This window comes from Pseudomonas sp. IT-P12, assembly GCF_949767465.1.
Classification (GTDB): domain Bacteria; phylum Pseudomonadota; class Gammaproteobacteria; order Pseudomonadales; family Pseudomonadaceae; genus Aquipseudomonas.
The window spans coordinates 107,832-130,649 of record NZ_CATKPY010000027.1 but is presented as its reverse complement, the minus strand read 5'-3'; the positions used below and the strand labels follow the sequence as shown (position 1 = coordinate 130,649).

Annotated in this window: 20 protein-coding genes; 14 read left to right on the top strand and 6 right to left on the bottom strand. The window is 60.8% G+C overall.

What is annotated here, in order from left to right:
• Positions 1–39 precede the first annotated feature (39 nt).
• The 6 genes from ACM6IM_RS27450 (at position 40) to flgE (ending at position 5,150) form a co-directional block, all read left to right on the top strand.
• On the top strand, positions 40–972 hold the full coding sequence (locus tag ACM6IM_RS27450) for a chemotaxis protein CheV (protein WP_192305847.1): 933 nt from the start codon (positions 40–42) through the stop codon (positions 970–972).
• A 46-nt stretch (positions 973–1,018) separates the two neighbouring features.
• Complete coding sequence (gene cheR, locus ACM6IM_RS27445) at positions 1,019–1,846, top strand: protein-glutamate O-methyltransferase CheR (RefSeq protein ID WP_192305849.1); 828 nt, start codon at positions 1,019–1,021, stop codon at positions 1,844–1,846.
• Positions 1,847–2,202: 356 nt separating this feature from the next.
• Complete coding sequence (gene flgB / locus ACM6IM_RS27440) at positions 2,203–2,610, top strand: flagellar basal body rod protein FlgB (RefSeq protein WP_414866827.1); 408 nt, start codon at positions 2,203–2,205, stop codon at positions 2,608–2,610.
• Between the two features lie 3 nt (positions 2,611–2,613).
• Positions 2,614–3,057: a flagellar basal body rod protein FlgC gene (flgC, locus tag ACM6IM_RS27435; RefSeq protein WP_192305853.1), complete on the top strand. Its 444-nt coding sequence runs from the start codon at positions 2,614–2,616 to the stop codon at positions 3,055–3,057.
• 15 nt (positions 3,058–3,072) lie between these two features.
• Positions 3,073–3,807: a flagellar hook assembly protein FlgD gene (flgD, locus tag ACM6IM_RS27430; protein ID WP_414866826.1), complete on the top strand. Its 735-nt coding sequence runs from the start codon at positions 3,073–3,075 to the stop codon at positions 3,805–3,807.
• Between the two features lie 32 nt (positions 3,808–3,839).
• Complete coding sequence (gene flgE / locus ACM6IM_RS27425; RefSeq protein WP_192305857.1) at positions 3,840–5,150, top strand: flagellar hook protein FlgE; 1,311 nt, start codon at positions 3,840–3,842, stop codon at positions 5,148–5,150.
• A 396-nt stretch (positions 5,151–5,546) separates the two neighbouring features.
• Here the strand turns inward: flgE and ACM6IM_RS27420 are convergent, their stop codons facing one another.
• On the bottom strand, positions 5,547–8,441 hold the full coding sequence (locus tag ACM6IM_RS27420; RefSeq protein WP_192305859.1) for a ribonucleoside-diphosphate reductase subunit alpha: 2,895 nt from the start codon (positions 8,439–8,441) through the stop codon (positions 5,547–5,549).
• Between the two features lie 728 nt (positions 8,442–9,169).
• On the opposite strand from ACM6IM_RS27420, the gene ACM6IM_RS27415 reads away from it, so the two are divergent.
• On the top strand, positions 9,170–9,892 hold the full coding sequence (locus ACM6IM_RS27415; protein ID WP_414866825.1) for a response regulator: 723 nt from the start codon (positions 9,170–9,172) through the stop codon (positions 9,890–9,892).
• Positions 9,889–11,499 carry an ATP-binding protein gene (locus ACM6IM_RS27410; RefSeq protein ID WP_192305863.1) on the top strand — a complete coding sequence of 537 codons (1,611 nt, stop codon included), beginning with the start codon at positions 9,889–9,891 and terminating at the stop codon, positions 11,497–11,499. Before ACM6IM_RS27415 ends, ACM6IM_RS27410 begins: the two co-directional genes overlap by 4 nt.
• A gap of 96 nt (positions 11,500–11,595) precedes the next feature.
• Here the strand turns inward: ACM6IM_RS27410 and ACM6IM_RS27405 are convergent, their stop codons facing one another.
• Positions 11,596–12,321, bottom strand: a complete 726-nt coding sequence (locus ACM6IM_RS27405) for a 4'-phosphopantetheinyl transferase family protein (protein WP_414866824.1) — start codon at positions 12,319–12,321, stop codon at positions 11,596–11,598.
• 144 nt (positions 12,322–12,465) lie between these two features.
• Positions 12,466–13,257 carry a dienelactone hydrolase family protein gene (locus tag ACM6IM_RS27400; RefSeq protein ID WP_192305867.1) on the bottom strand — a complete coding sequence of 264 codons (792 nt, stop codon included), beginning with the start codon at positions 13,255–13,257 and terminating at the stop codon, positions 12,466–12,468.
• 146 nt (positions 13,258–13,403) lie between these two features.
• Here ACM6IM_RS27400 and ACM6IM_RS27395 point away from each other — a divergent pair, with 146 nt between their 5' ends.
• The 4 genes from ACM6IM_RS27395 to ACM6IM_RS27380 all read left to right on the top strand — a co-directional run bounded on the left by ACM6IM_RS27395 (position 13,404) and on the right by ACM6IM_RS27380 (position 17,090).
• Positions 13,404–14,006 (top strand): hypothetical protein, encoded by a 603-nt coding sequence (locus ACM6IM_RS27395; protein WP_201193251.1) that lies wholly within the window; start codon positions 13,404–13,406, stop codon positions 14,004–14,006.
• Positions 14,007–14,119: 113 nt separating this feature from the next.
• Entirely contained in the window at positions 14,120–14,797 is a 678-nt protein-coding gene (locus tag ACM6IM_RS27390; RefSeq protein ID WP_192305871.1) for a response regulator, read from the top strand.
• Positions 14,794–16,140: an ATP-binding protein gene (locus ACM6IM_RS27385; RefSeq protein WP_414866823.1), complete on the top strand. Its 1,347-nt coding sequence runs from the start codon at positions 14,794–14,796 to the stop codon at positions 16,138–16,140. The genes ACM6IM_RS27390 and ACM6IM_RS27385 overlap by 4 nt, the downstream gene beginning before the upstream one ends.
• 194 nt (positions 16,141–16,334) lie before the next feature.
• Positions 16,335–17,090: a polysaccharide deacetylase family protein gene (locus ACM6IM_RS27380; RefSeq protein WP_414866822.1), complete on the top strand. Its 756-nt coding sequence runs from the start codon at positions 16,335–16,337 to the stop codon at positions 17,088–17,090.
• A gap of 70 nt (positions 17,091–17,160) precedes the next feature.
• On the opposite strand, the gene ACM6IM_RS27375 is transcribed toward ACM6IM_RS27380, so the two are convergent.
• On the bottom strand, positions 17,161–18,159 hold the full coding sequence (locus tag ACM6IM_RS27375) for an AraC family transcriptional regulator (RefSeq protein ID WP_414866821.1): 999 nt from the start codon (positions 18,157–18,159) through the stop codon (positions 17,161–17,163).
• A gap of 337 nt (positions 18,160–18,496) precedes the next feature.
• Between ACM6IM_RS27375 and ACM6IM_RS27370 the strand changes: the two genes are divergently transcribed.
• Together ACM6IM_RS27370 and ACM6IM_RS27365 are read left to right on the top strand one after the other, a co-directional pair.
• Positions 18,497–19,831, top strand: a complete 1,335-nt coding sequence (locus ACM6IM_RS27370) for a dicarboxylate/amino acid:cation symporter (protein WP_201193245.1) — start codon at positions 18,497–18,499, stop codon at positions 19,829–19,831.
• Between the two features lie 159 nt (positions 19,832–19,990).
• Positions 19,991–21,172 (top strand): CaiB/BaiF CoA transferase family protein, encoded by a 1,182-nt coding sequence (locus tag ACM6IM_RS27365; RefSeq protein WP_414866820.1) that lies wholly within the window; start codon positions 19,991–19,993, stop codon positions 21,170–21,172.
• Between the two features lie 136 nt (positions 21,173–21,308).
• Here ACM6IM_RS27365 and ACM6IM_RS27360 read toward each other — a convergent pair whose 3' ends face one another.
• Positions 21,309–21,803 (bottom strand): SprT family zinc-dependent metalloprotease, encoded by a 495-nt coding sequence (locus ACM6IM_RS27360; protein WP_192305883.1) that lies wholly within the window; start codon positions 21,801–21,803, stop codon positions 21,309–21,311.
• 159 nt (positions 21,804–21,962) lie between these two features.
• Positions 21,963–22,565 carry a Yip1 family protein gene (locus tag ACM6IM_RS27355; RefSeq protein WP_192305885.1) on the bottom strand — a complete coding sequence of 201 codons (603 nt, stop codon included), beginning with the start codon at positions 22,563–22,565 and terminating at the stop codon, positions 21,963–21,965.
• Between the last annotated feature and the right edge of the window lie 253 nt (positions 22,566–22,818).

Sequence of the window (22,818 nt, the reverse complement as noted above, 5' to 3'; positions counted from 1 at the left end):
GCGTCGCAACACAACTAGCGTTGGTGTAGGAGTCAGTGCATGGCGGGTGTAATGGATTCGGTGAACCAGCGCACGCAACTGGTGGGGCAGAATCGCCTGGAGCTGTTGTTGTTCCGTCTTGACGGCCAGCAGCTGTACGGGATCAATGTGTTCAAGGTTCGCGAGGTGCTGCAATGCCCCGCGCTGACCCTGATGCCCAAGTCCAGTCCTGTGGTGTGCGGTGTGGCAAATATCCGGGGGGCGACCATTCCGATCCTCGATCTGGCGATGGCGACCGGTTCCGGAGCGTTGAAAGATCAAAGCAATCCCTTCGTCATCATCACGGAGTACAACACCAAGACCCAGGGTTTCCTGGTGCGCTCGGTGGAGCGCATCGTCAACATGAACTGGGAAGAGATCCATCCGCCGCCCAAGGGCACCGGACGCGATCATTACCTGACCGCTGTGACTCGGGTCGACAATCAGTTGGTCGAAATCATCGACGTCGAGAAAGTGCTGGCGGAAGTGTCGCCGACACCGGAAGCGATTTCCGTCGGTGTGGTCGATCACGAGACCCAGCACAAGGCGTTATCGTTGCGGGTGTTGACCGTTGATGATTCCTCGGTGGCGCGCAAGCAGGTGACACGTTGCCTGCAGACGGTCGGTGTCGAAGTGGTGGCGTTGAACGACGGGCGGCAAGCGCTGGACTACCTGCGCAAGCTGGTCGACGAGGGCAAGAAGCCGGAAGAGGAATTCCTGATGATGATTTCCGACATCGAGATGCCGGAAATGGACGGGTATACCCTGACGGCCGAGATCCGCAACGACCCACGCATGCAAAAGCTTCACATCATCCTGCATACTTCATTGTCGGGTGTGTTCAATCAGGCGATGGTCAAGAAGGTCGGTGCCGATGACTTCCTGGCCAAATTCCGTCCTGACGACCTGGCATCCCGGGTGGTTGACCGGATCAAAGCAGCAGATATCAGCTAGGGGCCTGTTGCCCCTGGCGGTTCACACGATTTAAGAGGCGGCATCATTGTCTACGGGTAATTTGGATTTCGAACAGTTCCGGGTCTTCCTGGAAAAAGCCTGTGGCATCTTGCTGGGTGAAAACAAGCAGTACCTCGTCTCGAGCCGTCTCAACAAACTGATGGAGCAGCAAGGCATCAAGTCCCTGGGTGAGCTGGTTCAGCGCATCCAGAGCCAGCCGCGCAGCGGTTTGCGCGAAATGGTGGTCGATGCCATGACGACCAACGAAACCCTGTGGTTTCGTGACACCTATCCGTTTGAAGTGTTGAAGAACAAGGTGCTGCCGGAGGCGATCAAGGCGGCTCCCGGCCAGCGGTTGCGCATCTGGTCGGCAGCCTGTTCGTCGGGGCAGGAACCGTATTCGCTGTCGATGGCCATCGACGAGTTCGAGCGGGTCAACCTGGGGCAGTTGAAAATGGGGGTGCAGATCGTTGCCACCGACCTGTCGGGTTCCATGCTGATCAACTGCAAGACCGGCGAATACGACAGCCTGGCGATCGGACGAGGTTTGTCGCCGGAACGCCTGCAACGCTATTTCGACCCGAAAGGTCCCGGGCGCTGGGCGGTCAAGGCGCCGATCAAGAGCCGGGTGGAGTTCCGCGCCTTCAACCTGCTGGACAGTTACGCGAGCCTCGGCAAGTTCGACATCGTGTTCTGCCGCAACGTATTGATCTACTTTTCCGCCGAGGTGAAGAAAGACATCCTGTTGCGCATCCACAGCACGCTCAAGCCTGGCGGTTACCTGTTCCTCGGTGCTTCCGAAGCGCTGAATGGTCTGCCGGATCATTATCAGATGGTCCAGTGCAGCCCGGGGATCATCTACCAGGCGAAGTGACGGGTGTCTGTCGAGCAAAAAAAACGGGAGTCCTCAGGGGCTCCCGTTTTTTTATGCGTGGTTTTTCTCCTGCCAGGCACCCCCCCTGTGGGAGCGGGCTTGCTCGCGAAAGCGGTGAGTCAGGTAAAGCAATCTTGGCTGACCCACCGCCATCGCGAGCAAGCCCGCTCCCACAAGGAAGGTGTCTGTCAGAAAGCGGCAGAAAAGCGGCAGACGGCGGAAACCCGTTGCCGCTTTTCTGGCATTGCCGTCGGGGCAGCGCACGCAAAGCCCCGGAAACAGGGGGCTTGATGAGTTGGCACGGCGCTTGCTATCTCCATCGTACGAAAAATCAGGTCACCCGAAGGTTTCCCGACATGAGCATCAGCTTCGATAAAGCGCTCGGTATCCACGAACAAGCCCTGGGCTTCCGCGCCCAGCGTGCCGAAGTCCTGGCCAACAACATCGCCAACGCCGACACCCCGAACTACAAGGCTCGGGACCTGGACTTCTCGAAAGTGCTCACCGAGCAGAGCGAGAAGGCCAAGAACGGTACTTTCGCCTTGAACAGGACCAACAGCCGTCATATCGAAGCCGAAGGCCTGGGCAATGGCGACGAGTCGCTGATGTACCGCACGCCGATGCAGCCGTCGATCGACCAGAACACCGTCGACGCCCAGCTGGAGCAGTCGAACTACGCGGAAAACTCGGTCAACTTCCAGGCCAGTTTCACTCTGCTCAACAGCAAATTCAAAGGGCTGGTTTCAGCCCTGCGTGGAGAATAAGTCATGTCGCTAGCCAGCGTTTTCAACATTGCCGGTAGCGGCATGAGCGCCCAGACCACCCGTTTGAACACCGTGGCCTCGAACATCGCCAACGCCGAAACCGTCTCGTCGAGCATCGACCAGACCTACCGCGCGCGTCACCCGGTGTTCGCCACCATGTTCCAGGGCGGCCAGAGTGGCGGCAGCGATTCGCTGTTCCAGAACCAGGACGCGGCAGGCCAGGGCGTGCAGGTGCTGGGCGTGGTCGAGGACCAGAGCAACCTGGAAGCTCGCTACGAACCGAATCATCCGGCGGCCGACGCCAAGGGTTATGTCTACTACCCGAACGTCAACGTCGTGGAAGAAATGGCCGACATGATTTCCGCCAGCCGTTCGTTCCAGACCAACGCGGAAATGATGAACACCGCCAAAGCCATGATGCAGAAGGTCCTGACCCTCGGTCAGTGATAAGGGGCGACGCAGATGAGTGTTACTGATACCACCAGCGGCCTGAGTCTGAACGACATCCTGGCCAACTCTTCGGTCAAGACCAACACCAGCGCCGACGGCCTGGCAGCCGCCACCAACAGTGCCGCCGGCAAAAAAGCCCTGGGCAAGGACGCGTTCCTCCAGTTGCTGGTGACCCAGCTGAAAAACCAGAACCCGCTGGAGCCTCAGGACAACGGCGAGTTCGTTGCCCAGTTGGCGCAATTCAGCAGCCTGGAAGGCATCACCACGCTCAACGACACCGTCGGCGGCCTGGCGACCAACCTGGCGGGCAGCCTGAGCTCGTCCCAGGCGTTGCAGGCGTCGTCGCTGGTGGGCCGTTCGGTCATCGCACCGGGCGACAAGGCGGTGGTCGACACCTCCAAGAGTTTCACCGGCACCGTCGCCGTACCGGCGGCGGCCGATCCGGTCAAGGTCAAGATCACCGATGCCGATGGCAAGGTGATCCGCACCATCGACCTGGGCAGCCAGAAAGCCGGCAACGCCAGCTTCATCTGGGATGGCAAGAACGAGGCGGGCGAAGTGGCCGCAGCGGGTACATACACCTTCGCCGCCAGCGCGACCTACGACAGCAAGGCGACCTCACTGGTCACCTACCTGCCGGCCACCGTCACCAGCGTGACCATCAGCCAGACCGGCGGTGAATTGATGCTCAACCTCGCCGGCCTGGGCAGCGTTGCCCTGTCCAAAGTACAAACCATTGGTATGTAAGAGCCGACTAACCCGGCACAAAGGAGTGGAACATGTCTTTTAACATCGGCCTTAGCGGTCTCTATGCAGCCAACAAACAACTGGACGTGACCGGCAACAACATCGCCAACGTCGCGACCGTCGGTTTCAAATCGTCCCGTGCAGAATTCGAAGACGTGTACTCGGCGACTCGCCTGGGCACCGGCAGCAAGACCATCGGCAACGGTGTGCGCCTGGCCAACGTTTCCCAGCAGTTCACCCAGGGTGATATCAACAACACCGGCAACGTGCTGGACATGGGGATCAACGGTTCGGGCTTCTTCGTGCTGAACGAAAACGGCTCGCTGTCCTACACCCGTGCCGGTACGTTCAAGGTCGACAAGGACGGTTACGTCACCAACTCCGACGGCACCGCGCGCCTGCAAGGCTACGGCGTGGATGCCAATGGCAAGATCCAGAACGGCGTGTTGACCGACCTGCGCATCGACACCTCGAACCTGGCACCCAAAAACACCAGCTCCATTTCGTCGACGATCAACCTGAACTCCACCGCGGTGGAAATCAACGAGACGACCAACCCGTTCGACCCGAGCAAATCCGAATCCTTCACCAAGCAATTCGGCACCAAGGTCTACGACGCCCAGGGTAACGAGCACACCATGGATCAATACATGGTGAAGACGGCCCCGAACACCTGGAAGGTCTACACCCTGATCGATGGTCGCAACCCCAACGGCAGCGATCCTACCGATCCGCTGACGCCTCCGGTGGCTTCGACCATGGCGTTCGACCAGACCGGCAAGCTGACTTCCGTCACCACTCCGGCCACCCCGACGCCGATCGTCAGCCCTGACCTGAACATCACCGGTTGGGTGCCTGGCACCGTGACCAACGGCGTGTGGAAGGCCAACGGCGCTTCCGCCGGACCGATTTCGGTGTCCATGTCCAACACCACGCAGTTCAACGCCGATACCGCGCGTTCGATCCCTGTCCAGGACGGTTACGCCACGGGCCAGATCACCAGCCTGACCATCGACGGCAGCGGCGTCATGCTGGCCAACTTCAGCAACAGCAAGAGCAAGCCGATCGGTCAGATCGCGCTGGCCAGCTTCACCAACGAACAAGGCCTGCAGCCCGTGGGCGGCACCAGCTGGAAAGAGACCTACGCGTCGGGTATCCCGGGTTACGATGCTCCGCAAACCGGCACCCTGGGCTCGATCAACTCCAACTCGCTGGAAGAGTCCAACGTCAACCTGACCAGCGAACTGGTGGACCTGATCAAGGCGCAGAGCAACTACCAGGCGAACGCCAAGACCATCTCGACCCAGAGCACCATCATGCAGACCATCATTCAGATGACCTGATGCTGGACAGCGTGGCCTGAAGAACCCCTCGAAAGAGGGGTTTTTTTATGGCCGGAATTTGACTTGAACCGGGTGGGGTCGAGCCTGCTCGAGAGGGGCGTCAACGATGACGCGGGCATGCTGATGCACCGCAGCGCTCTCGCGTCCATCGCGAGCGGGCTCGCCCCGACAGGGCCTGCGGCGACGCACCTCACTGCAGGAGCGAGCTTGCTCCGGGCGGCGTTCCGACGAAGAACATTCAGGCGCCGCGGGCTGTCAGGCCGCGAACGTTATCGCTGACGACCATGCGAACACGTTCGCTCCTGCAGAATAAGGCAGACAAAAGAAAACCCCCGACAATCCAGAGGACTGATCGGGGGTTCGGGACGGGCGCCTTGCGGCGCCTGCCGGCTCAGCTTATTGGCAAGCTTCGCAATCCGGCTCGTCGATGGCGCAGGCCTTCGGCACTGGAGCAGGACCTGCCGGCGCGGCCAGGACCGAGTCGTCACCGTGGTTGCCGCCGCTGGAAACAGCGTTCAGCTTGCCGGTGTTGATGGTCGACTTCTCGGTGCTGGTCGCGGCCAGGGCACGGAGGTAGTAGGTGGTTTTCAGGCCACGGTACCAGGCCATGCGGTAGGTCACGTCCAGCTTCTTGCCCGAAGCGCCAGCGATGTACAGGTTCAGCGACTGAGCCTGGTCGATCCACTTCTGACGACGGCTGGCCGCGTCGACGATCCACTTGGTGTCCACTTCGAACGCCGTGGCATAGAGCTCTTTGAGCTCTTGCGGGATGCGCTCGATCTGCTGCACCGAACCGTCGTAGTACTTCAGGTCGTTGATCATGACCGAGTCCCACAGACCGCGAGCCTTGAGGTCGCGAACCAGGTACGGGTTGATCACGGTGAATTCGCCCGACAGGTTCGATTTCACGTAGAGGTTCTGATAGGTCGGTTCGATCGACTGCGACACGCCGGTGATGTTGGCGATGGTCGCGGTCGGTGCGATGGCCATGATGTTCGAGTTACGGATGCCTTTCTGTACACGGGCGCGAACCGGTGCCCAGTCCAGGGTTTCCTTCAGGTCGACATCGATGTACTTCTGGCCACGGGCTTCGATCAGGATCTGTTGCGAATCCAGCGGCAGGATGCCCTTGGACCACAGCGAACCCTGGAACGTCTCGTAGGCGCCGCGCTCGTCGGCCAGGTCGCAGGACGCCTGGATCGCGAAGTAGCTGACCGCTTCCATGGAGGTGTCGGCGAACTGCACGGCAGCATCGGAACCGTAAGGAATGTGCTGCAGGTACAGCGCATCCTGGAAGCCCATGATGCCCAGGCCGACCGGACGGTGCTTGAAGTTGGAGTTCTTCGCTTGTGGCACCGAGTAGTAGTTGATGTCGATCACGTTGTCGAGCATGCGCACGGCAGTGTTCACGGTGCGTTGCAGCTTGGCGGTGTCGAGCTTGCCGTCCACGATGTGGTTCGGCAGGTTGATCGAACCCAGGTTGCAGACAGCGATCTCGTCCTTGTTGGTGTTCAAGGTGATCTCGGTGCACAGGTTCGAGCTGTGGACCACGCCCACGTGCTGCTGAGGGCTGCGCAGGTTGCACGGGTCCTTGAAGGTCAGCCATGGGTGGCCGGTTTCAAACAGCATGGACAGCATTTTGCGCCACAGGTCTTTGGCCTGGATGGTCTTGAACAGCTTGACCTTGCCCGGGTACTCGGTCAGGGCTTCGTAGTACTCGTAACGCTCTTCGAAGGCCTTGCCGGTCAGGTCGTGCAGGTCCGGTACTTCGGACGGCGAGAACAGGGTCCACTTGCCGTCGTCGAAGACACGCTTCATGAACAGGTCAGGGATCCAGTTGGCGGTGTTCATGTCGTGGGTACGACGACGATCGTCACCGGTGTTCTTGCGCAGTTCGATGAACTCTTCGATGTCCATGTGCCAGGTTTCCAGGTAGGCACAGACAGCGCCTTTGCGCTTGCCACCCTGGTTGACGGCGACGGCGGTGTCGTTCACCACTTTGAGGAACGGAACCACGCCCTGGGACTTGCCGTTGGTGCCCTTGATGTACGAACCGAGCGCACGCACCGGGGTCCAGTCGTTGCCCAGGCCGCCGGCGAATTTCGACAGCATGGCGTTGTCGTGGATCGCGTGATAGATGCCCGACAGGTCATCCGGCACGGTGGTCAGGTAGCAGCTGGACAACTGAGGGCGCAGGGTGCCGGCGTTGAACAGGGTCGGGGTCGACGCCATGTAGTCGAAGGACGACAACAGGTTGTAGAACTCGATCGCACGGGCTTCGCGGTCTTTCTCTTCGATTGCCAGGCCCATGGCCACGCGCATGAAGAAGATCTGCGGCAGTTCGAAACGCACGCCATCCTTGTGGATGAAGTAGCGGTCGTACAGGGTTTGCAGGCCCAGGTAAGTAAACTGCTGGTCGCGTTCGTGATTGATCGCCTTGCCGAGTTTTTCCAGGTCGAAGCTGGCCAGCTCAGGGTTCAGCAGCTCGTATTCGATACCCTTGGCGACGTAGGCAGGCAGGGCCTTGGCGTACAGGTCGGCCATTTCGTGGTGGGTGGCGCTCTCGGCGACACCGAGGAAGCCCAGGCCTTCGGCACGCAGGGTGTCCATCAGCAGACGGGCGGTGACGAACGAGTAGTTCGGCTCACGCTCGACCAGGGTACGGGCGGTCATCACCAGGGCGGTGTTGACGTCGTTCAGGGCCACGCCGTCGTACAGGTTTTTCAGGGTTTCGCGCTGGATCAGGTCGCCGTCGACTTCTTCCAGGCCTTCGCACGCTTCGGTAACGATGGTGTTCAGGCGGCCCATGTCCAACGGCGCCAGGCTACCGTCGGCACGGGTGATGCGGATCGAAGGGTGAGCGTTGACGGCCGCTTCGGCCGGGGTGTGCGCCGCACGCTCCTTGGCACGCGAATCACGGTAGATCACGTAGTCGCGGGCGACTTTCTGCTCGCCGGCACGCATCAGGGCCAGTTCGACCTGGTCCTGGATTTCTTCGATGTGGATGGTGCCGCCCGATGGCATGCGACGCTTGAAGGTCGCGGTGACCTGTTCGGTCAGGCGGGCCACGGTGTCATGGATTCGCGACGAGGCGGCGGCGGTGCCGCCCTCAACTGCGAGGAACGCCTTGGTGATGGCGACGGTGATTTTGTCATCGGTGTAAGCCACGACAGTGCCGTTACGCTTGATCACGCGCAACTGGCCAGGCGCGGTGGCGGACAGATCCGAATTCGAATCCACAGCCTGCGGCAAGGTGCCTTGCGGGTTCTCGCGAGTTGTGTCGGTTTGCATGGGGGGGTGTCTCCACATTCTCTATGTTTGTTTGAGCACCATCACGGTGCCCACCGTTCTGTCCTGAAGCACTACAACCGACGGGCGTCGGGCATAACAACTTCGGGACAGTAGGAAAAAGGCCAATGATGCCGCGTCCTTGCCGAAGTCTTTGGCAGCGAGCCTGGGCTCGTCGCCGGATTCCATTCCGGGTGGCAGTCATGTCTGCAACACCCGTACCGTCGTGGCCCTACCGGCCTGAAGAAAACGGTGCCATCCGCGGGAGCGGTTTGGGCTTGTAAAATGACGCTTGGTTCAACCGGCAACAGGCAATAAAGCGCTTGAGTTCCCGGTCTGAAATGTGGTTGGGCTTCTAAGGGAAAACCCTACATGTAGGGTTTTTTTAGCGCCGTGCTACAAGATAATGCGTTTTGGGGGGTGTTGCAACGTACTACCTGTGGATAACCCTGTGCGTAAATTGTGTGTGAAGGGTTCAATCCTCGTGTAGGCCGCGAGACTGCTGGATCGAGCGAATTTTCACTGATTTTCAATGAGCGAAAAGAGCTGTCCGGATTTCGAAGGGCGCGAACCGTATCACAAAAAACCGGGCTGTCCGAACGCATTTGCCGGCTTGTGTTCTGGACGAGTGGCGTTTATACAATCGGCCGGAACGTACGCATTCTTATCCTCCCCAATCATTACAAAAAGACGGGCGGATCCTTCCTTATTGTTGGCAAGCAGAGGTCACCGTGGAGCAAGAAGCCTGGCAGGTACTGATTGTGGAAGACGACCAGCGTCTGGCCGAACTGACCCGCGATTACCTGCAAGCCAATGGCCTGCGCGTGTCGATCGAGGGCAATGGCGCTCTGGCCGCCACCCGCATCATCAAGGAGAAACCGGACCTGGTGATCCTCGACCTGATGCTGCCCGGCGAAGATGGCCTGAGCATCTGCCGCAAGGTGCGCAACCAGTATGACGGCCCGATCCTGATGCTCACCGCCCGTACCGACGACACCGATCAGATTCTCGGCCTGGACCTGGGCGCCGACGATTACGTGTGCAAGCCGGTGCGTCCGCGCCTGTTGCTCGCCCGTATCCAGGCGTTGCTGCGGCGCAGTGAGTCCCCGGAGCCGGTGCCGGAAAAACTCCGTCGCCTGCAGTTCGGCCCGCTGGTGGTGGACAACGCCTTGCGCGAAGCCTGGCTGCATGACAATGGCATCGAACTGACCAGCGCCGAGTTCGACCTGCTGTGGCTGCTGGTGGCCAATGCCGGGCGAATCCTGTCGCGTGAGGAGATTTTCACCGCGTTGCGCGGCATCGGTTATGACGGCCAGGATCGCTCCATCGATGTGCGCATCTCGCGCATTCGCCCGAAAATCGGTGACGACCCCGACCATCCACGGCTGATCAAGACCATCCGCAGCAAAGGTTATCTGTTCGTGCCCGAAGCCTGTGTAGACCCTTCCCTGTGAACTCGATCTTCCTGCGCATTTACGGCGGCATGTGCGCGGCGCTGATCCTGGTGGCGGTGCTCGGCGTGCTCGCTTTGCACATGCTCAATCAGGTGCGCAGCGAGCAGTACCGCGAGCGCCTGGCCCACGGCACGTTTTCACTGATGGCCGACAACCTGCAACCGATGAACGAAACCCAGCGTCACCGTGCCTTGCTGGTGTGGGAGCGCTTGCTCGGGATTCCGCTGGCGCTGAAGACCTTCGCCCAGACCGACCTCGACTTGACCCAGCGCACCCGCGTGCTGCGCGGCCAGGCCCTGGTGGAGCAGACCGGCCCCCATGCGGCCAAGGTCTATCGGCTGGTCAGCGAACACGAACAGTTGATGCTCATGGGGGAAGTGCAGCAGATCAGCGAGCAACTGGCCCGGGCGACGATTTACCTGCTGGCCGACGAACTGGTGCGCGTGCCGGTGGCCGAGCAGCCCAGGCGCCTGGCGCAGATAAAGGAAGAAAAGGGTTTCGGTTTCGATCTGCGGCTGGTCACGGTCGATCAGGCCGACATGGACGAAGACCAGAGTCGCCGCGTGTCGGAAGGTGACACGGTGATGGCCTTGGGCAAGGAGGGCGATTCGATCCGGGTGTTTGCCGGCATGGTCGGCACGCCATGGGTGCTGGAAATCGGCCCGTTGTACCAGATGAATCCCTATCCGCCGGAATGGCTGGTGCTGATTGCGGCGCTGGGTTTGAGCCTGATCGGCCTGATCGTCTATTTGCTGGTGCGGCAACTGGAGCGCCGTTTGCGCGGCCTCGAGGCTGCCGCCACGCGCATTGCCAAGGGCAGCCTGGAAACCCGTGTGCCGGCCCGCGGTGCGGATTCGGTCGGGCGCCTGGCGTCGGCCTTCAACGGCATGGCCGAACACTTGCAGCAGTTGCTGGCGGTCCAGCGCGAGCTGGTGCGCGCCGTGTCGCACGAGTTGCGCACGCCGGTGGCGCGCCTGCGCTTCGGTCTGGAGATGATCGGCTCGGCCACCACCCCGCAGGCCCTGGAAAAATATTGCGAAGGCATGGACCACGACATCGAGGACCTCGATCGGTTGGTGGACGAGATGCTCACCTATGCGCGATTGGAGCAAGGGTCGCCGGCGCTGAATTTCCAGCGCATCGACCTCGACGCCTTGGTCAATCAGGTGATCGAGGAGTTGGCGCCGTTGCGCGCCGACGTCACGGTACAGCGCGGTTTATGCCTGTCGGCGGCCGATTGCGACGATGCCTGGGTCGAGGCGGAGCCGCGTTACCTGCACCGGGCCATTCAAAACCTGGTGAGCAACGCCATGCGCCACGCGCAATCGCGGGTGACCGTCAGCTACCAGGTGGGGCAGCAGCGGTGTCGGGTGGATATCGAGGACGACGGGCCGGGGGTTCCCGAGTCGGCGTGGGAGAAAATTTTCACGCCATTCCTGCGCCTCGATGACAGCCGGACCCGCGCCTCGGGTGGGCATGGCCTGGGGTTGTCCATCGTGCGGCGCATCATCCACTGGCATGATGGCCGGGCGTTGATCAGCAAGAGCAAGAGCCTGGGCGGGGCGTGTTTCAGCTTGAGCTGGCCGCGCAATCAGGAGAAACACTGACATCGTCGTTGTCTGCAGAGCTTGTCGCGAACAGGACAACGCGCTCCACCCTGTGGGGGCGAGCCTGCTCGCGATGAGGCCCGAACAAAAAAGCCTTCAGGCCTGGATGCTGACCAGGCTCAACAGCTGTCCATCCTTCACCCCGAACTGCGCATCCAGCTCGGTGCCATGGCGCCATTCACTGGACAGGTCGGTCAGCAGGCGCAGGCGCACGGTCCCGGCCTCGCTCCACTCCAGCACCTCGGCGTGCTCGAAGTAAAAGCGCTGTTGCACGATCGGGTACAGCGCCTTGAACAGGCTTTCCTTCACTGAGAAGGTGAGGGTCACCAGCAGCGCCAGTTGATCGTGGCGGCCGGCGGCCATGCGCTGCAGCTCGGCGGGGGTGAGGATTTCCCCGGCCAGGCGTTCTGCCCGTTCGGGATCGAGCAGGTTTTCCAGGTCCATGCCCAGGCCGCGCCAATGGCTTTTGCGCGCGACGATCGCCGCTGCCCGGCCGGTGCTGTGGGTGATCGAACCACTGATGTGCGCCGGCCAGACCGGCGCGCGGTCATCGCCTATGGCCGGGACCACGTTCAGCCCCTCCAGTTGTTGCAGCGCAGCCCGCGCGCAAATACGCCCGGCAAGAAATTCGGCCTGGCGCTTGGCCACCGAGCGCTGGATGGTCGCCGGCGGCTCGATGGCGCTGCGGCGAAAATCATCGACGGTCAATTTCGAGCTGTTGAAATGCGTGCTCAGCAGCACGGTCTCGGGCAGCATAAACGGCAGCGGCCAATCGGCATCGAGCGGGGCGCAACAGGCGGGCAGGGCGGGAAGAGCGTTCATGGGGGCATTTTGCCGGGTTGGCTCGTTGGAGGGTAGTCCGGCGTTGGACCGAAGGACACCATCCGCGCGGGCCCGCTCCCCCATTGAACGCATTTCAATGGGGGAACGAGCCCGCTCGCGATGAGGCCACCCCGGCCTGGCTGATCAACCAAAGATCTTCTTGAAAAACGCCTGCATGTCGGCCCAGGACTTTTCATCCGCCGCCTTGTTGTAACCAATGTCCGGCCCGCCATGATCGCCATGGCCCAGGCGATCCGCATCCGGGTTGCTGAAGCCGTGCTTGGCCCCGTCAAGGCTGACGAAGGTGTAGTCGGCCCCGGCCTTGTCCATCTCGTTCTTGAACGCCGCCACGTTTTCTGCCGTGACCATGCTATCCAGCGCCCCATGCTCGACCAGGATTTTCGCCTTTACCTTGCCAGGCTCGGCCGGTGTCTGGGTCGCCAGCGCGCCGTGGAAGCTCACCACGCCGGCCAGCGGTACGCCCTGGCGGGCCGCATTTAGTACCACCGCGCCGCCGAAGCAATAACCGATCGCCGCCACTTTGTCCGGATCGGTCTGTGCCTGTTGCTTCAACAGGTCGAGACCGGCCTTGAAGCGTGCGCTGGAAGCGGCGCTGTCCTTCAAGGCCGCCTGCATGAAGGCCAGGGCGTCCTTGGGGTGTTCGGTGTTCTTGCCATCGCCGTACATGTCGATGGCCAGCGCGCTGTAGCCCAGGGCCGCAAGGTCACGGGCGCGGCGCTTGGTGTAGTCGTTGAGCCCCCACCATTCGTGCACCACCACCACGCCCGGGCGTTTGCCCTGGATGGCATCGTCGTAGGCGTAGTAACCGATCAAGGCTGTGCCGTCGGCGCTTTTATAGGGAATTTCCTGGGTCTTGATCGCGGCGTGGCCAAGCCCGCTCAAGGCCAGCAAAAGGACAGCGAGGAATACGCGCATGCTCGAATCTCCTGCAAGGAAGGGGTTAAACAGCCGGTTCGATCTGGTTCAGCTCAGGTTCAGAGAGCGTTCAGGGGCAGTTCAGGGCGGAGTGAGTAACCTTGCGCCATACCCGAAAAGCACATCGCACTCGAGGAAACACGCCAATGACGACGTTAAAAAAACTGCTGCTGGCTTTCACGGTGATGGGCGCAAGCGTAGCGGCTCACGCGACCGACGATAACTTTGCCAGCCTAACTTTTGGACAGACCAGCGACAAGGTCAAGAAGTCCAGCGCCCTGGACGCCAACCTCAATCACCCGAACGCCGACGGCGTGATCGGCAAGGACAACACCTGGGGTGTGCGTCTGGGTCAGCAAAACAGCCAGGGTCGTTACTACGCCACCTACGACAACGTGTCGGGTTCGCACAATGGCATTAAACTGCGTCAGGAAAACCTGCTGGGCAGCTACGACCTCTTCTATCCGGTGGGCGGCAGCACGAAATTGTTTGGCGGCGCCACCGCCGGTCTGACCAAGCTGACCCAGGACTCGCCGGGCTACAGCCGCGACAGCGATATCGGTTACGCCGTCGGTGGCCAGTTGGGTGTGTTGCAGCAGGTTTCGCAAAACACCTCGGTGGAACTGGGTTACCGTTACCTGCGCAGCAATGCCAGCACCGAGATGAGCCAGAGCGGTGGCAGCAAACAGGGGTCGCTGGACTTGACCAGCAGCGCCCAGACTTACTTGTCCGCCAACTACGCTTTCTGAACAGCGTAGCGCAAGACCGACACCGGATCCGCCCCGCGGCTGATCCGGCGTCGCCATGTTAGCCATCGAGGTGGGTGCACCTCTGGAGAGGTTGATTTGCCCGGGAGAGCGTTATGAAATTGCTGGTCGTCGAAGATGAAGCGCTGTTGCGCCATCACCTGCAAACCCGCCTGACAGACAGCGGTCATGTCGTCGAATCGGTGGGCAATGCCGTCGATGCGCTGTACCAGACCGAGCAGTTCAACCATGACCTGGCGGTGATCGATCTCGGCCTGCCGGGAATGGGCGGGCTCGACCTGATTCGCCAGTTGCGCTCGGGCGGCAAGACCTTTCCCATCCTGATCCTCACCGCGCGCGGCAACTGGCAGGACAAGGTCGAAGGCCTTGCCGCCGGTGCCGACGACTACGTGGTCAAGCCGTTCCAGTTCGAGGAACTCGACGCGCGCCTCAATGCCCTGCTGCGCCGTTCCAGCGGTTTCACCCAGTCGACCATCGTCGCCGGGCCGCTGCTGCTCGACCTCAATCGCAAGCAGGCGACGCTCGACGAGCAGCCGCTGGCGCTGACCGCGTATGAATACCGGATCCTCGAGTACCTGATGCGCCATCACCAGCAAGTGGTGGCCAAGGACCGCTTGATGGAACAGCTCTATCCGGATGACGACGAGCGCGATCCGAACGTGATCGAAGTGTTGGTCGGCCGTCTGCGCCGCAAACTCGAAGGCCCGGCGGGGTTCAAGCCGATCGACACCGTGCGTGGCCTCGGCTACCTGTTCAATGAGCGCTGCACTTGATCCGTTCGCTTCGTGTCCGTTTGATGTTGGCCGCCACCCTGCTGGCGGTGTTGTTCATGCTGGCACTGTTGCCGGCGATGCAGGGGGCGTTCAGCCTGGCGTTGCAGGACTCCATCGAGCAACGCCTGGCGTCGGACGTCACCACGTTGATCTCGGCCGCGCGGGTCGAGGGCAATCGCCTGCAGATGCCGGCGCAGTTGCCCGATGAGCGTTTCAACCTGACCGACAGCCGCCTGCTCGGCTACATCTACGACCGCGACGGCCATCTGGTCTGGCGCTCGAAGGGCACCCGCGAAGAACACATCAACTACAAACCGCGTTATGACGGGCGCGGCAACGAATTCGCGCGGATCAGCGAAGCCGACGGCCAGGATTATTTCGTCTATGACGTCGAGGTCAAACTGCTCGGCGGCAAGAGCGCGGCGTTTAGCATTGTCACCCTGCAACCGGTGCGCGAGTACGAAGTCACCCTCGAAGGCCTGCGGGAAAATCTCTACCTGGGATTTGGCGCGGCGCTGCTGGTGCTCCTGGCCTTGTTGTGGATCGGCCTGACCTGGGGCTTGCAGGCGCTGCGCCGGCTGAGCCAGGAGCTCGACGAAATCGAAAGCGGCGCTCGCGAAAGCCTCAGCGAACAGCACCCGCGCGAACTGTTGCGCCTGACCGGTTCGCTCAACCGTTTGTTGCACAGCGAGCGCGAGCAGCGCAGCCGTTATCGCGACTCCCTGGATGACCTGGCGCACAGCCTGAAAACCCCGTTGGCGGTGTTGCAGGGCGTCAGCGAAGACATGGCCCAGCGCCCCCAGGACCGGGACCAGGCCTGGGTGCTGCAAACCCAGATCGAACGCATGAGTCAGCAGATCAGCTATCAATTGCAGCGCGCCAGCCTGCGCAAAAGCGGTCTGGTGCGCCATCAGGTGCGCCTGCAACCGGTGCTGCAAAGCCTGTGCGACACGCTGGACAAGGTCTACCGCGACAAGCGCGTGCGGGTGGCCTTCGACCTGCCGGAGCAATGCTGCGTGCCGATCGAACAGGGCGCATTGCTGGAAATGCTGGGTAACCTGCTGGAGAACGCCTATCGCCTGTGCCTGGGCGAAGTGCGCATCAGCGTGCACGAAAGCTTGAGTGGGATTGAGTTGTGCGTCGAGGATGACGGGCCGGGGGTGCCGCCGGACCAGCGTGCGCGGATCCTGGAACGCGGCGAGCGCCTGGACCGTCAGCACCCGGGGCAGGGCATCGGGTTGGCAGTGGTCAAGGACATCATCGAGAGCTACAGCGCCCGGCTGACCCTGGGGGATTCGCCGATGGGCGGAGCGGCGTTTCGCATACATTTCCCCACCCCTTGAGCGTGACGGGATAGTGCATGGAGTGATATCGCTTCCCGCACTGGGTATTAAACGACCGGCAACAATGTTTTGTTGGCTTTAAGTGCTTGGCTGACAGGTAATAAGCAACGCTCTTTCAACTGCAGGTATCCGTAGGATTACGGCTTGAGGTTGTTATGGGCCAACTCATTACATGTCACCCAGAGAGCGAACAAATGGACAATAAAAAAGTGTGGCTTACGTTTGATGATGGACCTCGGCAAACTCACACCGAAACAGTGCTCGATACACTGGCGAAGTCCGATATCAAGGCAACTTTCTTTGTGGTAGGTCACCTGGTTGCCAAACAGGCCGACCGTATTCGACGCATCCTCGATGAAGGGCACCGGATCGGTAATCACACTTACGATCATCTCAGGCTGGTCGGCCAGGACCCAGACACCATCATCGAGCAAATCCAGAAGACCGAACAGGCGCTGGCGCCCTTTCAAGATCCGGACCCGATCATGCGCCCGCCTTACGGCGCCCACGACGCGCTGGTCGATCGGACAGTAGCCGGTCTTGGGTATCGGCAGGTGCTCTGGAGTGTGGATACCTTGGACTGGAATCCCGATTATCGACAGGGAGGCTGGGTCACCCATGGTATTGAACAAATCAGAAACAAAAAGAACTCGATCGTCCTGATGCACGATATTCATGCGACCACGGCCAATCATCTCGATTTATTCATTGAACAAATTAAACAACTGGGTGATGTGGAGTTTGCGTCACCTGCAACATTGGCGATTCCGCCCGTCACTCAGTTGAATATGTATGTTGTTGTGAAGGGGGATACCTTGGCAAAGATCGCCCGAGAGTTTTATGGGGAGGCTGCCAGGTTTACGCTGATTTTCAATGCGAACCGCTCGGTGCTGGAACATCCGGACAAGATATATCCTGGCTTGTCGCTGGTCATTCCGCGTTTAGAGTAAGTTTCCACCCCTATGGACGGGTAGGTTCCCCTAATGGCATTGGACACGGCGCCTGACGAGCGCTGGAACTTCAGTTCTCCTGCGCCCGATAGGCGCCCGGTGTCAGGCCCGTCCACTTCTTGAACGCCCGATGAAACGCCGATGGCTCGGAAAACCCCAGTTGCTCGGCAATCTGCTGCAGTGACAGGTCTGCGCGGCCCAAGTGATAAATGGCGATGTCCCGCCGCAACTGGTCCTTCAACTCCTGAAAACTCGAACCCTCTTCGCGCAGGTGCCGGCGCAGCGTTTGCGGACTGATGTGCAGGTGCGCGGCCACGGCTTCCAGGTCCGGCCAGCGCGCACTGTCGCTACTGAGCAGGCGGCGCAGTCGACTGCTCAGGCTGTCGCCGTCGTCCGGGCGCGACAACAAGTCAGCGGGGGAGCGTTCAAGGAAATGCTTGAGGGTTCGCTCGTCCTGCAGCAACGGCATGCTCAGGTAACGACTGTGGAACAACAGGCTGCTCTGCGGCGCACCGAACACCAATGGGCAGGGGAACAACAAGTCGTATTCGGCCCCATGCGCTGGCTTTGCATAACTGAACGTCGCCTGCTCCAGCCGGATGCGTTGCCCGATCAGCCAACTGCCGAGCCGATGCCAGACCATCAACTGGCTCTCGGTGAGGAAGTGGTCCGGGTCGTGGAACTGCGAGTCGTCGAGGCTCAGGCGGATCAGTGGGTCTTCGCGGGTCAGGGTCAGGCGCGGACCGTCCGGGAATAGGCTATAAAACAATAAGCCACGGTGCAGTGCCCGATCGAGATTGCGGCAGTGAATCACGGCATGACACATCATCGCAAAACTGCCGGTCTTGCTCGGAACCGGCCCGAAGCCGAGGTATTCGTCATCGAGCGCCAGCCACAAACCCTGGATCAACCGGGTGAACTGTTCGGGCGCGATTCTCGCGCGCGGTTCATCCAGCAACTCGGGGCTGATGCCGAGCTGGTGCAGCAGTTCCGAGCAGTCACGACCCAGGCGGCGCGCACCACCGAGGGCGGCGCGGGCGAAATGACTGGCGATGGTGCGTTCGCGCATAACAGGCAGATCCGTCATTGAACGACGAATGGTAATCGTGCTGTCTGGCCTTCAACAAGGCGGATATCCGCCAAATTGCAGGACGAGGTCTGGCGGATGGGCGGAAATCCGCCACTGTTTTGCAACACGTTCATGGCAAGGTGGATCGGTAACCCCTGATGGCAAAAGGCTTACAGGCATTTTGAGCAAAGTGGCACGCCACTTGCGATAGAACGGGCAGATGCCTGCCTCCGTGCAGCTCGAAAAAACAAATCCCTCCAGTGCAGGAGGGTTCGCAAATGAGGTGTCGTCGACAACAGATGGATGTTGTCGCGGGACGCTCTTGAGGAACTTTGCAATGACGACTCGTCAGCCACTGTACAAATCCCTGTATGCCCAGGTGATCGTTGCCATCGTTATCGGCATTCTGCTCGGTCACTACTATCCGCAGCTCGGTGTGGCGGTCAAGCCACTGGGTGACGGGTTCATCAAACTGATCAAAATGGTCATCGCCCCGATCATCTTCTGCACCGTCGTCAGCGGTATCGCCGGCATGCAGAACATGAAGTCGGTAGGCAAGACCGGCGGCTACGCGCTGCTGTACTTCGAAATCGTCTCGACCATCGCCTTGCTGGTTGGCCTGATCGTGGTCAACATCGTCCAGCCGGGCAATGGCATGCACATCGACGTGAGCACCCTGGATGCCTCGAAAGTGGCCCAGTACGTTTCCGCCGGTGCTGATCAAAGCGTCGTCGGCTTCATCCTGAACGTCATTCCATCGACCATCGTTGGCGCATTCGCCACCGGCGATATCCTGCAAGTGCTGATGTTCTCGGTGATCTTCGGTTTCGCCCTGCATCGCCTGGGTGCCTACGGCAAGCCGGTCCTGGACTTCATCGATCGCTTCGCCCACGTGATGTTCAACATCATCAACATGATCATGAAGCTCGCGCCGATCGGTGCCTTCGGTGCCATGGCCTTCACCATCGGTGCCTACGGTGTCGGTTCGCTGGTACAACTGGGTCAATTGATGGCCTGCTTCTACATCACCTGCCTGCTGTTCATCCTGATCGTGCTGGGCGGTATCGCTCGTGCCCACGGCTTCAGCGTCCTGAAACTGATCCGCTACATCCGTGAAGAGCTGCTGATCGTACTGGGTACTTCTTCCTCGGAATCGGTACTGCCGCGCATGCTGATCAAGATGGAACGCCTGGGTGCGAAGAAATCCGTCGTGGGTCTGGTGATCCCGACCGGTTACTCGTTCAACCTCGACGGTACCGCGATCTACCTGACCATGGCGGCAGTGTTCATCGCTCAGGCGACCGACACCCACATGGACATTACTCACCAGATCACCCTGCTGGTGGTGCTGCTGCTGTCCTCCAAAGGTGCTGCTGGCGTGACCGGCAGTGGTTTCATCGTGTTGGCCGCCACCCTGTCCGCAGTCGGTCACCTGCCGGTCGCCGGCCTGGCGCTGATCCTCGGTATTGACCGTTTCATGTCCGAAGCCCGTGCCCTGACCAACCTGGTCGGTAACGCGGTGGCGACCGTCGTTGTGGCCAAGTGGGTCAAGGAACTGGACACCGACGTGCTGCAGGCCGAGCTGGCTTCTGGCGGTCGCGGCATTGCCGAAGAGCGTGCCGAAGACGACCTGGGTGTGGCCGAAGGCCCAACCCCGAGCAGCGTCAAGTAAACCCTGCTGCAAACGAGAAAACCCGCTTCGGCGGGTTTTTTCATGCCTGCGATTTGAGCATAACGGTCACAGTTGCTGACACATCGGGTGATTGCCGCAACGCCATCGGCTGCCTAGGCTGGAGCTATCGCATGTGAGCTATCGCACTGGAGATCACTCATGCCCGGTCCACTGGCATCCCTCAAGATTCTGGATTTCTCGACCCTGCTGCCGGGGCCGTTCGCTTCGCTGCTTTTAGCCGACATGGGCGCCGAGGTATTGCGTATCGAGTCGCCGACCCGCACCGACCTGCTGCGCGTGCTGCCGCCCCATGACCAGGGCGTGTCGGCGAGCCACGCCTACCTCAACCGCAACAAACGCAGCCTCGCGCTGGACCTCAAGCAGCCCGAGGCGCTGGAAATCATCACGGCGTTGCTGCAGGACCACGACATCGTCCTGGAACAGTTCCGCCCCGGTGTGATGGAGCGATTGGGGTTGGGCTACGAAGCATTGAAGGCCATCAATCCGAAACTGATCTATGTGTCGATCACCGGTTACGGGCAGACCGGTCCCTACCGGGATCGCGCCGGCCATGACATCAATTACCTGGCGTTGGCCGGGCAGGCAAGCTACACCGGCCGCGTCGACTCCGGGCCGTTGCCTCTGGGCATGCAGGTGGCGGATGTCGCGGGTGGCTCGTTGCACGCGGTCGCAGGACTGCTGGCGGCGGTGATTGCCCGCCAGCACAGCGGCCTGGGGCAGTACCTGGACGTGAGCATGACCGACTGCGCGTTCAGCCTGAACGCCATGGCCGGTGCCGGTTACCTGGCCTGCGGCGAGGAGCCGGGCCGGGAAGCGCAGGTGCTCAACGGTGGCAGCTTTTATGACTATTACCGTTCGCGGGACGGACGATGGTTGTCGGTGGGCAGCCTGGAGCCGGCATTCATGAAGCAACTGTGCACGGCACTGGGCCTCGAAGAGCTGGCAGCCCTGGGCCTGTCGCCGCAACCGGCACGGCAAAAACAGCTCAAGGACGCATTGAAGATCGAATTCGAGAAACACGATTTCGCCGAATTGTGTGCGTTGTTTGCCGAACTGGATGCCTGTGTCGAACCGGTGTTGAGCCTGGGGGAGGCGGTGAGGCATCCGCAGTTGCAGGCACGGCAATTGGTGACCCAGGTTCCACGGGGCGATGGTTTGAGCCAGGCGCAGATGGCGTGCCCGCTGAAATTCTCCCAGGGGTTACCGCAGCCGCGGCATATCGGTGCGGCACTGGGTGAACATACGGATGAGGTGTTGGGGGCTTTAGGGTTCAGTGGGGAGCGGATTAGCGATTTGCGGCGGGCCAAGGTGATTCTTTAGCGCTTGTCCCGGCGCCATCGCGAGCAGGCTCGCTCCCACAGTAGCCGGCGTCGTTCATACATTTTGTCTGCGACATCTGACCCTGTGGGAGCGAGCCTGCTCGCGATAGGGCCAGACCGGTCACCACAAAAACCAGCTACTCGACTCGCATCTCCCCACTGAACACCAAGGTGTTGCGGCACCGCCGACACAGATACCTCCGCCCCTGGCGCACCAGGCTGTGGCGCTGGGCCGAGAAGGGGAAATCGCTGTCGGCGCACGGGCACTTGTAGATGTAGCGGGTCACGCTACGTCGCTTGACGTCATAGGTGTGGCAGCGATTGGGTGGCAGTTCGTATACACCGCGCATGATCAATTGCCACTCTTCACCATGGGGCTGGATGCGATCGCCGAACAACTGGTGGGCGATCAGGTGGGCGACCTCATGGGCCACGGTCTGCTTGAGGAAGTCTTCGGTGTTTTCCCGGTACAGCTGCGGATTGAACCGCAGCAGGTTCTCGTGCAGGTGCGCGACACCGGCTTTTTGCCCGCGCAGCTTGAGGCTGACCACCGGGCGTTTGAACGTTCGTTTGAAAAAGGATTCGGCTTGTTGGAAACAGTCTTCGACGCGGGTATTGAGTTGCTCGGGCATGCTTGATGGCTCTCCAGAGATGCCGAGTATGCCGCAACCCCGGGGCCTTGCGAATCGCCGATGCGCCGAATGGTCGTCGCGCCTGCGGTGGTCCTGGACAATAGAAGGCCGCCTTGCGGCGGCCTGTATTGGCAGATGTTGTTATTGGGTGACGTGTCGCTAATTGGTATAGACCGGCCCTACGCCAAGCCCCCAGACAATGACCGTGAACGCCATGATGGCCACCAGCACTACCAGGCCGACTGCAAGCACTGAACTCGAAAACAGGAAGCCCTCATCCGATGGAATATTCATGAAGGTCGGCAGCCCCACATACAGCAGGTACACCGTGTAGCAGATGGCCGCCGTCCCGACGATCATCCCCAGCCACATGTGGGGGTACAGGGCCGCGAGGCCGCCGACGAACAGCGGGGTCGCGGTATAGGTCGCAAACGCCACGCAGCGAGCCAGGCTCGGGTTGGCATCATAGGTGCGCGCCATCCAGTGAATGAACGCGCCCATCACTGCAACGCCCCCGAGCATCGCCAGGTACGACATGATCGTCATCCAGAGCGCACTCTCGTTCGTCAGCATCACCGGCGCACGGTTGCCGATCACCCAGCCAACCTGCGTGGTGCCGATAAACGCCGACACAGCGGGGATCGCCGCAAGAATCAGCGTGTGGGTCAGGTACATGTGGCTGATGCTTTCCTCCTGATCGCCACGGATTTCTTTCCATTCCTGGTCGGGGTGGGTGAAAAGCCCCACTACGTGATGGATCATGCCAGTCACTCCTCTTGTTTTTACCGTCGCCCCCCAGTGGAGCGCTTACGGGCCAAAGTGGCCAGGTAAGAAAGGTCTTTATATGTCTGCGACCTTATGTCGCAGTATAGAAAGGTCTTACCGGCGTTGGTGCAGGGGTGTTAGAGCAAATCGCGCTGTAAAGATGGCTGTTAATCGCCGCAAGCTCTGTCAAACGCCGGCCCTCCGGCAGACAGAGAGCGCTTCGCCAGCCCGGCGTTTATGCGTAAAATGC

Bases quoted from the DNA above. Each gene is read 5' to 3' on its own strand.
- ACM6IM_RS27450 (WP_192305847.1), top strand. From the start codon at position 40: ATGGCGGGTGTAATGGATTCGGTGAACCAGCGCACGCAACTGGTGGGG.
- flgB (WP_414866827.1), top strand. From the start codon at position 2,203: ATGAGCATCAGCTTCGATAAAGCGCTCGGTATCCACGAACAAGCCCTG.
- flgC (WP_192305853.1), top strand. From the start codon at position 2,614: ATGTCGCTAGCCAGCGTTTTCAACATTGCCGGTAGCGGCATGAGCGCC.
- flgD (WP_414866826.1), top strand. From the start codon at position 3,073: ATGAGTGTTACTGATACCACCAGCGGCCTGAGTCTGAACGACATCCTG.
- flgE (WP_192305857.1), top strand. From the start codon at position 3,840: ATGTCTTTTAACATCGGCCTTAGCGGTCTCTATGCAGCCAACAAACAA.
- ACM6IM_RS27420 (WP_192305859.1), bottom strand. From the start codon at position 8,441: ATGCAAACCGACACAACTCGCGAGAACCCGCAAGGCACCTTGCCGCAG.
- ACM6IM_RS27405 (WP_414866824.1), bottom strand. From the start codon at position 12,321: ATGAACGCTCTTCCCGCCCTGCCCGCCTGTTGCGCCCCGCTCGATGCC.
- ACM6IM_RS27400 (WP_192305867.1), bottom strand. From the start codon at position 13,257: ATGCGCGTATTCCTCGCTGTCCTTTTGCTGGCCTTGAGCGGGCTTGGC.
- ACM6IM_RS27395 (WP_201193251.1), top strand. From the start codon at position 13,404: ATGACGACGTTAAAAAAACTGCTGCTGGCTTTCACGGTGATGGGCGCA.
- ACM6IM_RS27390 (WP_192305871.1), top strand. From the start codon at position 14,120: ATGAAATTGCTGGTCGTCGAAGATGAAGCGCTGTTGCGCCATCACCTG.
- ACM6IM_RS27380 (WP_414866822.1), top strand. From the start codon at position 16,335: ATGGACAATAAAAAAGTGTGGCTTACGTTTGATGATGGACCTCGGCAA.
- ACM6IM_RS27375 (WP_414866821.1), bottom strand. From the start codon at position 18,159: ATGCGCGAACGCACCATCGCCAGTCATTTCGCCCGCGCCGCCCTCGGT.
- ACM6IM_RS27370 (WP_201193245.1), top strand. From the start codon at position 18,497: ATGACGACTCGTCAGCCACTGTACAAATCCCTGTATGCCCAGGTGATC.
- ACM6IM_RS27365 (WP_414866820.1), top strand. From the start codon at position 19,991: ATGCCCGGTCCACTGGCATCCCTCAAGATTCTGGATTTCTCGACCCTG.
- ACM6IM_RS27360 (WP_192305883.1), bottom strand. From the start codon at position 21,803: ATGCCCGAGCAACTCAATACCCGCGTCGAAGACTGTTTCCAACAAGCC.
- ACM6IM_RS27355 (WP_192305885.1), bottom strand. From the start codon at position 22,565: ATGATCCATCACGTAGTGGGGCTTTTCACCCACCCCGACCAGGAATGG.